At 52.8% G+C, this 10284-nt stretch carries 1 protein-coding gene (only partly in view); it reads right to left on the reverse strand.

Translation table 11 applies throughout. The annotated features are described in order from the left end of the window. A protein-coding gene (locus XMA127_RS05500) for an Ig-like domain-containing protein (protein WP_173498991.1) crosses the window boundary here: on the reverse strand, positions 1-10278 show its start. Its footprint begins 17742 nt before the window's first position; only the first 10278 of its 28020 coding nucleotides appear in the window; it begins with the start codon at positions 10276-10278; the stop codon falls past the left edge of the window. Positions 10279-10284: the final 6 nt, after the last annotated feature.

A 10284-nucleotide genomic window follows, 5' to 3' on the forward strand; every position in this document is an offset into this window, starting at 1 on the left:
CGTGATTATCTCTACGTTCAGTTCAGGCGCAACTGTAGTGCTAAGGTATGTAATTGCATCGTTCGCTAGGCCAACGATGGTTTCGATCTCTGCAACAGCGTCTTTGTTCTCGGCTGTCGTCTCTAGACGCATCTGCGCGTTGACCGCTAGAACATTGTCAGCTGTGACGCTTAGAACACCCGCTTCATGGTAAGCAGTGACCTGCTGTGCCTGAGTAAGGTTTAGGTAGTCCTCTTCAAGCGCAACTGTGCTGTCTAGGTATGCGATCGTATCATTCGCGGCAGTCACCTTAGCCTGGATATCCGCTACGGTATCGAGATTGTCTGTTGCGTTGCTATCCGCAGCAAGCTGCTTGCGGATCTGAGCATTTACGGCCAGCAGGTTATCTTCTGTAACACCGGTGATGCCCGCAGCGTTGTAGGCTTCGATTTGTGCTGTAGCATCTAGTGTTTCTGTAGACGTCAGCGGTGCGATGTCGCTCAAGATGTAAGCCAATGCATCATTTGCATCGGTCACGATATCTTGGATTTCAGAGACAGAATCTGCATCACCATCTACAGCAAGAAGTACCTGCGCGTTTACAGCAAGCAAGTTATCTTCAGATACTCCGGTCACACCCACATCCGAGTAGTCAGTCTCAGCTAGTACCGTTTCTGTATCTGCTGCGAACTCTTCGATCTGTGAAAGTTCAGTATTCGCCTGCGTTACGATCGTTTGAATCTGGTTCACAGTCGCTTTATCGGTTGCCACACGGAACTGTGCGTTAACCGCGAGTAGATTCTCTACAGTGATACCTTGGATACCCGCTGCACTGTATGCGGCTAGCTGGTCTGCCAGTGTGATACCTGTTTCACCCTCAGCGATAGTCTCTGGTGCTGCAGTTTCATCTGCAACAGTTGCTAGGTAAGTGATCGCATCGTTTGCATTAGTCACAAGCGCTTGTAGCTCATCGACGTTATCTTTCAGCGTACCATCTGTTACTAGACGATTCTGTGCGTTAACGGCAAGAAGGTTATCTTCAGATACGCCTGTGATGCCTGCTGCGCCATATGCTGCCAACTGATCTGAAAGCGTGATTATCTCTACGTTCAGTTCAGGCGCAACTGTAGTGCTAAGGTATGTAATTGCATCGTTCGCTAGGCCAACGATGGTTTCGATCTCTGCAACAGCGTCTTTGTTCTCGGCTGTCGTCTCTAGACGCATCTGCGCGTTGACCGCTAGAACATTGTCAGCTGTGACGCTTAGAACACCCGCTTCATGGTAAGCAGTGACCTGCTGTGCCTGAGTAAGGTTTAGGTAGTCCTCTTCAAGCGCAACTGTGCTGTCTAGGTATGCGATCGTATCATTCGCGGCAGTCACCTTAGCCTGGATATCCGCTACGGTATCGAGATTGTCTGTTGCGTTGCTATCCGCAGCAAGCTGCTTGCGGATCTGAGCATTTACGGCCAGCAGGTTATCTTCTGTAACACCGGTGATGCCCGCAGCGTTGTAGGCTTCGATTTGTGCTGTAGCATCTAGTGTTTCTGTAGACGTCAGCGGTGCGATGTCGCTCAGGATGAACGCCAATGCATTGTTCGCCGCATCAACTAGACCGCCGATCTCTTCAACCGAGTCTGCTGCTAGATCTTCAGCACGGACAACCTGTGCATTGACTGCCAATAGATTTTCGTCGGTAACCGTCAGAACGCCTACCGCTTCGTAATCGGTGATTGCAAGTGCATCATCACCTTCGGCGTGCGCTTCGATCTTCGCGAGTGCGGCATCTGCAGTTGTAACAGTCGCTTGAACTTCAGCCACTGTCGCTTGGTTCTCTGTAACACGCATCTGAGCGTTTACAGCGAGAAGGTTGTCTGCTGTCACACCCAGAACACCGGCAGCACTGTATGCTGCTAGCTGAGCCTCTTGTGTAATGTTTTCATAATCGGTTTCAACGGCAACGGTTGTCAGGTAGACAAGCGCTTCGTCAGCCAGTGTGACAAGGTTTTGCAGCTCACTGACACTGTCTTTGCCAGCAATGTCAACCACCAGGCGCACCTGTGCATTGACTGCAAGCAGGTTATCCTCCGTGACATCAGTGACGCCTGCTGCGCTGTAAGCAGCAAGTTGCTCGTCTAGGGTGAGACCTGTCTCACCATCTGCCAGTTCGATAACAGCACGGATCTCTGGGGCAACGGTGGTACGGATGTACTCGATTGCAGCATCTGCAGCTTCAACCAGTGCGGTTAGCTCTTCAAGCGAGTCTTTATCTTCTGATGTCGCCGCTAGACGAACCTGTGCGTTAACTGCCAGTAGGTTATCTTCAGTCACACCTGCAACACCTGCCTGTGCGTATACCGCTTCGGTAGGGTTATTCGCAGCGTCAGCATCCAATGCAGTGTGCGCGCTTAGCGTGTTCAGCGCAGTAAAGACGTTGGTTGCTACGGATTGAAGATCAGCCAATGTTGCAAAGTTGTTGTAGCTCTCAACCGCATCACGTGCGATTACGGTCTGCAGTGCCGTCAGGTTCGCCTCTGTTGCATCAGTTAAGCCAAGTAGGATCAACTGATCAACGGTGATGCCAGTTTCTGTATTAGTTCCGTTTACAACGGTCTCGCGCAAAGCGATTACGGCGTTGCTAAGGGCTTGCAGCTCAGCGGCTGTATCAATACCTTCGCTGCTCTGAACATCCATTAGAGAGTTCAGGAAGCTTGTCGTTAGGTCGTTACTGTCCGTCGTATCAAGATCGTTGATACCCAGAGTGTCATAATCGGTCAGTGATAGCGCATCAACTTCGTTAACTTCACCGCCATCCGCCATGCCGTACAGCACGTTGTAAATAGAGACGAGTGAGTTCAGCTCAGTCTGAAGATCAGTCTCACCAACGACCACATCACTGTCAGCCAGGATCTCGTTCATTGCGCCTAGCGCTGAGATGGTAGTACCGGTGCCTGCGAGTACGACTTCGTAATCAAGCTCAGTCGGTTCACCCAGACCACCGTTGATTACATCCGACGCTGCGACTGGATCTTCAGAGAAGGATTTAATGCGATCTGCTGCGGTAACAACAGCATCAACTAGATGAGTCAGCTCAGTGAGTTCGGCCACATCAGTATCGGCCTTGGTTGCCATAAAGGCGCGTACAGAGGCAAGCTGTGCCTGAGTGACGGTTTGATTTAGTAAGCTCAACTGCTCGACGGTAATCGCATTTTCATCAGTCGCCGCTGTTGAGGCATCTTCAAGATCGACGGTGTAGAGCAGTGCGTTGATCGCATCGGCAATCGCTTCAAGCTCTGCCGTTGAGTCGATCTGATCGACGGTTTTATTGATGAGCAGCGATGTTGCAAAGTTAACTGCACGATCATCGGTGAGCTGTTTTACGCCCAGAACGGCATAATCTTCAGTCGCAGGAGCAACTGCATCAGCGTCCTGAGCATTGAAGCTTAGAAGGCTGTTATACGCGTTGATAATGGTCTGCGTTTCGTTACGCACACCGTCCGCTGTAATCACGATATCGCTATCAGCCAGCACGGAGTTGATGCTATCAACGAGCGCCTCGTCCATGTTGGCAAGACGCAGTTTCTGGTATGTCTCAAGCGTTGGGATCTGATCAGCATTGGCGATTGGATCTTCGCTGTAGAGGCGGATTGCATCCATCGAGCCGTTAAAGTCGTCTACCAAGAACTGCAGCTCGTTGATATCCATCACCGCATAAGAGAGCTCGGTGTTGGTGCTCAGGCCGCCATTAAGTACGGTCACCATATCGTCATTGTCGATACCGGTGATGCCAAGGCGCTCGTAATCGGCAAGAGTTGGCTCTAGATCCACTGACTGTGGATCAACCACAAAGCTAATCAGGTTTTGATAGCTGCCAAGCATCGCTTCAAACAGCGTAATATCACCCACCTGAGCGGCACCGATACCGGTTTGATCCAATACTTTGGCAAATGCCTGCTCAAATACCGGTGAAAAGTCTGGGAAACCCAGCGCTACATAGTGCGCGTGCGTCACATCGTCTGCAGCGGTGTTCTGTTCAGCGGCGATGGTGATCGTATCCAGTGCAGCCAGAGCACTAGAGAGCAGTGCATCGATTTTGGCGATGCTGTCCACATCCGAACCGTCATCGGCGGTCTGAGTCAGCAGGCGGTGTGCCAAGCTAAGGGTGTTTTCGCTGACACCCTGAACGCCGATCAGCTCAAGCTGTTCGATGGTTACGAACGGCTCAACATCAGCTGCGGTGCGTAAAACAGCACGCAGCGCTTGCGCTTTCTCTAGATCGTCTGCAGTAAACTCCTGACCTGAGGCTTCCACATCCTGCATCAGGTCAACGGCATTGGCCGCCTGGTCGATCTCCAGTGCTGCCAGCGGTGTGAATTCCAGTGTTTGGTTGTCGGTGTTTTCAACAATACCGTCCACTAACATCTCGATGGTTGCGCGAGCAGAGCCGGTATCGGTATCTTTTACGGCGAGTGCTGCCAGTGCTTCACCGTAGGCTTCGCCAGCAGAGAGACCGTCGTTCTCGTCGAACTGCTTATCCAGCGTTGTCGTGACGCGAGTGCGGGTAATATCAATGCCTTCAAGGCCAAACAACGCAGCGATCTTGACGTTGTAGTCGAGCTGTTCTGCAGACAACAAGCTGGGTATTTCACCCTCAACATACCCGGCTTTACGCACGGCCAGCTCTGTCAGAGGCGAGACAATCACAGTGATGGGCTTGGATTCAGGTGCTGCTTCATCAACACTGAGCATGGCGCGCAGCGAAGTATCTAGGCTAGTCGACTGCTTGGTAAACTCGTTGATGTAGTCGGTTGAAACAGAAGAGTTGTCACGCACCTCGACCAGCATAGGGCCGCGGTAACCGTTCAACAGTGTGATCAACACCTGACCGTCAGCGGCGTCGGTCTCATAATCAACGCGGTAGTCCTGACCGTCGGTCAGTTCAATACCGGTATCAGTAAATAGATGCACACTCGCATCCGAGCCAATAAAAGGACCCGCCACTGGCGTAATTTGGAAGGCCGTGGTGATCGTATCAACCGGCTGAACCAGCACAGCCGCTTGAGTCAGCGGGTTACCTGAGCGGTCAGCGACAGCCTCAGCAGCGACACTGATCTCGAGCTCACCGCGGAAGTTGTTGTTGGTAGAGAGTTGAATGGTGTAGGTGCGCTCATCAACCTGAGTCAGGCTGCCCTCTACAACGATGGAGTGAGTATCAAAAAGATCGAAGGGTGCAGGCTGAATGAGGTTCTGTTCATCCAAAACTTCGGAGCCATCAGCCGGTTTGATGAATAAAACCGATTCATCAAAGGCTGATGGAGGCTCATCAAAGGTTAGCGTAACGGTGATCGGCTCACCCGGAATCGCTGCAATCTCTGGCTGATCGTCAGTGAGTTCTAGATTGAATCGTTTGGTATCGATCGACAGCGTTGAGTAGTTCAGCGCGCTCGGATCGATATCAACCACAGCGTCATTACCCGCCAGATCAGTGATCTGAGCACCCTGCTCGGCCATGCCCAGTACGCGCAGGTAATCTTTATTGATGTGCTCCTCAGCAACACGGTACTCAAAACGCATGATGCCGTTAGCAAGATCAGAGCGCTCAGCGATATACGCTGCCGTTTGACCGTTACTCAGCGAAAGTACTGGTTCACCGGCGCTGGTATCGACTAGCAGCGCTTCATCAAACTGGATATCAAACGCAACGACCGTATCGATGCCGTAGTAGCCATCGTTGAGGACATCGTTTTCTGAGCCAGCATCTTCAACCAGATTAACCAGCTGCAAGGTCGGTGCGTTGGTGTCTACCGCAACCGGTGACGCATCTGCATTGATCAGTAGGTCTGATCCAAAAGCAGCAACGGCGTTGCCCGCTGCATCAGAGATCAAACCGCCGTTCATGTTGATGCCGCTAACTTCGAGGGCATCAACTGAGTGATCGGTCATTTCGACTTCGTAGCGGAACAGTAGCGTATTGGATGCGGAACCTGACACGTAGGTGGCTACGCCACCGTTGGCCAATTCGAGGGTTGGGCGGCCAGACGCAGTATCAACGTTGACCCATTCGCTGGTCTCCATCTGAATCCAAACGACATTTTCGATTCCGTAACTACCCGCTACTGCGCTAAAACTAACAGCCTGAGGTTCGATACCATCAACGATGACAGTCTCCTGCAGGCGGTTTGTGCTGTTCAGGCTGACGTTGGCACGGTTGTGGGCAACATCGACGAGTTTTGCATCATTTTCGAGGAACGCCAGCACCTGCAGAGGGTTTGCAGAGGCCGCAGGCTCACTAAATTCGTAGTTGAAGGTCCAGGTGTCTGTGCCCGCACCGCTCAGGTAAACAGCCTGTTTACCGTTGTTTAAAAAGAGTGAAGGGGCATGTTCTGGCGCCGATTCGAAGTCGAGCGATTCACTGAATTTAACCGTCAACTGAACGGTATCACCCACCGCATAGGCTCCGGCCTCAGCGTGGATACCTTCGATCTTCGCTTTTACCGTATCGACTGGCTGGAGCAGAACATCCGACGCTTTGTTGGGGTTGCCGGCCTCATCAGTGACAACGCCATCCATCACGCGCACTTTAATCGGCTGGGTGCTATTACGGTCTGGGGTTACAACAAAGCTATATTCGCCTTCAGGACGACCCGAGTTATCCGGTGTCTCCAGGCTTAACTGATCAATGCTACCGCCTTCGACGCTGAGCTTGCTCAGGTCAAAGTCCTGCACCGACTCAGAGAAGTTCACCACCATGCGCACATCGCCATTAACGATGCCGTCCGCATCCGAGCGGATGGTCACGGTTGGGTAAGCGCTATCCAAGGTGTAGTTAGCATCTTGTGACTGACCGAGGCCAAAGTTGCCTGCCAAATCAGAAACTTTGGTGAGATCCAGACTCAGAGTCTGCTCACCGGCTTGCGTGTCTTTCAGCGGAGTGAACGTGCCTGTCCAGGTCACGCCATCTTCACTGCTGAGGTTACTCAGCGCGCCGTTCTCGATGTTGAAGAACTCTGGGCGCAGCTCTTTGATCGCCCCATTAAATTCGATGGTAAGCGTTGCCGCTTCACCCGCGCTCAGATCTGCAGAACCGTTCTCGTCGAGAACGCTGATAGACTCTACTTCTGGTAGCGTCAGATCGATAAAGATGCCGCCTTCAGCCTGCGCGATCGCACCGCCGTTTGGCAGGGTCAGGTCAGCAGATTCACCAGCAACAACGCCGTTGAAAGTCGCGTAATTGGTGCGCAGTTCAGCAATCGCCAGTGCGTCCGACTCAAAATCAGTCGCTTTAACGGCATAGCTGAAGACTAGGCGTGTTGGTGTAGAGGCTGCGGCGTTGTAGGTGGCGATTTCGCCATTGCTCAGTTTCAGCTCTGGGGTACCCAGCGCATCGTTCATCTCAACCGGTTTGTTCCAACCCAGGGCGATATCAATGATCTCGCCTTCGTTGTAGTGACCGGCGTTGGCAGAGATGGTGTTGATGTACGGTGTCGCAGCATCCACCACCACATCCGAGCGGTACGCCAGACGGCTGTTGTCGCTCAGGATCGCCATATTGGCTTCGTTGCCGGAGATGTCCTTAAACACCGAGCCGTTAGTGATCAGTGCATGTACATCTAGATCGGTGGTATCGAAGTCATTTGGCTGAACGGTGTAGCGGAAGTTCAGGAAGCTTGAACCGTCACCATCGACATACTCAGCGACCGCACCGTTACTCAGTGCCAGAATCGGTGAACCGTTGGTGAAGTCGATGTAGACGTTCTCGCTGAACTGAACTGTCAGTTCAACGCTGTCACCTGCTAGGTACAGCGCGTCCTCTGCCGCAGAGATGGTGACAATCGTTGGCGCAACGCCATCAATTTCAACCACTGCATGGTTGGAGAGGTTGGCACCGGGAGTGATGTAAGTCTTAGCGTCGTTACCCGCATTGTCAGTAATGTTGGCACCGTCTTTCACCAGTGCCTGCACATTGAGCGCATCGACCTGATCGTTCTGTACCACGGTGTACTCAAACACCAGCGTGTTGCTCTCGCTACCGCGCACATACTCAGCCACCTGGCCGTTGTTCAGGGCAAGGAACGGTGTGCCGTTCACGGCATCAACATTGACGATCTCATCGTAGGTAACAGCAATCGCGATGGTATCGCCGGCGGTGTAGGAACCGCTCTCGGCATTGATACGGGTAATTTCAGGCGCACGGATATCCCAAGGACGCGCAATCGACTGCTCTGCGTTAAGGTTACCCAGGCTGTCGGTCATCGTGCCTTTGCGCAGTGTGACAGTCACATCACCTGTTGGGTTATCCTGTGCTGCCGCGGTGGGCGCCACCTCAAGGGTGTAGACCTGCCCCGGTGTGACTTCGGTAAAACCACTGGTCACTTTGATGCCGTTGGTCACAACGATGTCGTTCACATCAAAGTCAGTGACCTGCTCACCAAAATCGATGGTGATCAGGCGGTGACCGTTGTAGAGCACGCTAGAGCTGAGCTCTGCGACAGGACCCAAAGTATCAATGGAGATTGGGTTAGAGACACTCAGCCCCGTACCGGTATTGCCAGCATTGTCAGCCACCAGGCTGTTATCCAGCACCAGCGTCGTCTCATCGGCTTCGATCTTCAGGATCGGGGTAAACACACCCTTCCACACCGTGCGTGGAATGGCAGTACCTTCCACCGGTACCAGCGGTGACAGCGTACCGTTGCTGACACTGATCGCGTCACGGGGGTTGGTGACAGATTCTGCGAAGGTAACAGTGACACCGGAGGTTTCACCGGCAATCAAGGCGTCGCTATCAAAGGTGATCACACCTTCTGGGCGCTCACCATCAAAACTAATATCGTACTTGGCAGCCACTGTGGTGATCTGTGACAGTGACACTGACGCTTCGCCGGTGCCTGACAGGGAGATCAGGGTGCTGTTAGGTGCATCAAAGCTCAGAACATCAAGGTCTTGAGCATTCGCATCACCCTCTTGGGCGGTGTAACGGAACAACAACTGTTTAGACGGCGCACCGCTGACATACTCAGCCGTGGCACCGTTGTTCAGTGACAGTGAAGGCGCATCGCCTTCCAGATCGACTGCTTCAGAGAAGTTGACAATAAACTCAACGCTCTCGCCCAGGCTCACCACCTGGCTGGCACTGTCGATACGGGTAATAAACGGACTTTGGGCGTTAATCGCCACATCGTTGAAGGTGCTCAGGTTGTTCGCAGAGGTGATACGCACATCCACGTCCTGGCCCAGGCTGCCGTTGAAGACTGCATCGTTCTCAGCCAGACCAAGAACACGTAGGTCATCGGTGTTGCGATCGCTGGCACCGACAATGTAGCTAAAGGTCAAAGTGTTGCTGTCAGAACCGCCGGTGTAACGGGCAAACCCACCGTTACTCAGCACCAGCGTGGGCACACCTTCAGTGGTATCCACATTGACTACACCGGTCATGCGCACGCTAAAGCTGAGCACTTCGCCCACTTTAAAGGCTTCGGTGTCATTATCGAGGTAACGGATCGACTCAATCTTCACATCGGCGAGGTCAACCACCTCTTCAACGTAGACGGTCTGATCGCCCAGTGACACAGAGGTTGCGCTGGGCAGTTCAGGCAGTGACAAAATCGCCGCATTGCCAGAAGCATCGGCGAGGAATGAACCGTTCGAGAGCAGCTCACCGAGCTGCAGGTCAGCGACATCCATGGTGTCAGTGACCGTAAAGGTAAAGTTGAGCTTCTTCGTGCCTGAACCTGACTCGTAGGAGGCGATGACATCATCAAGTACTTCGCCGTTGCTCATCAGCGTCAGGGTTGGCAGCTTGGCGCCGGGCGTTACGCCCACCGCTTCATCAAACACAACCGTTAGGGTGACTTTATCGCCAGGCCGGTAGTTGCCGCTGACAAGATCTACAGAAGCGACGCGAGGTGACACGAGATCGTCAGCAATATCCTGCAATGAGGTTTCAATAGTGACAGCAGCACCAGCATTGGCAGTAGAAACGATCTGGCTGTTAACACCTGAAGTGACAGTGGTAGCAGCGACAGAACCATCAGCGGCGAGAACTGATGCGCCATTTAAAGCAAAACCGGTGACTGACAGAGACAGGGTAGCGTTGTCAGTATCCGATACAAAGTAGTTGAATGTCAGTGTGGCGTCGTCGGTTTGACCGGCGTATGTCGCAATCGCGCCGTTAGACAACGAAAGAAAAGGCACAGCGCCGTTTGACACTGTGACACTGTCACTGAACGTTGCGCTGATAGGCACAACGGATCCGGAATTGTAGCGCGCTGATGGCACGCTGAAACCTGAAAGAAAAGTCATCTCTAC

It is taken from the genome of Marinobacterium sp. xm-a-127, assembly GCF_013283425.1.
In the GTDB taxonomy this organism is placed as follows: Bacteria; Pseudomonadota; Gammaproteobacteria; order Pseudomonadales; family Balneatricaceae; genus Marinobacterium_E.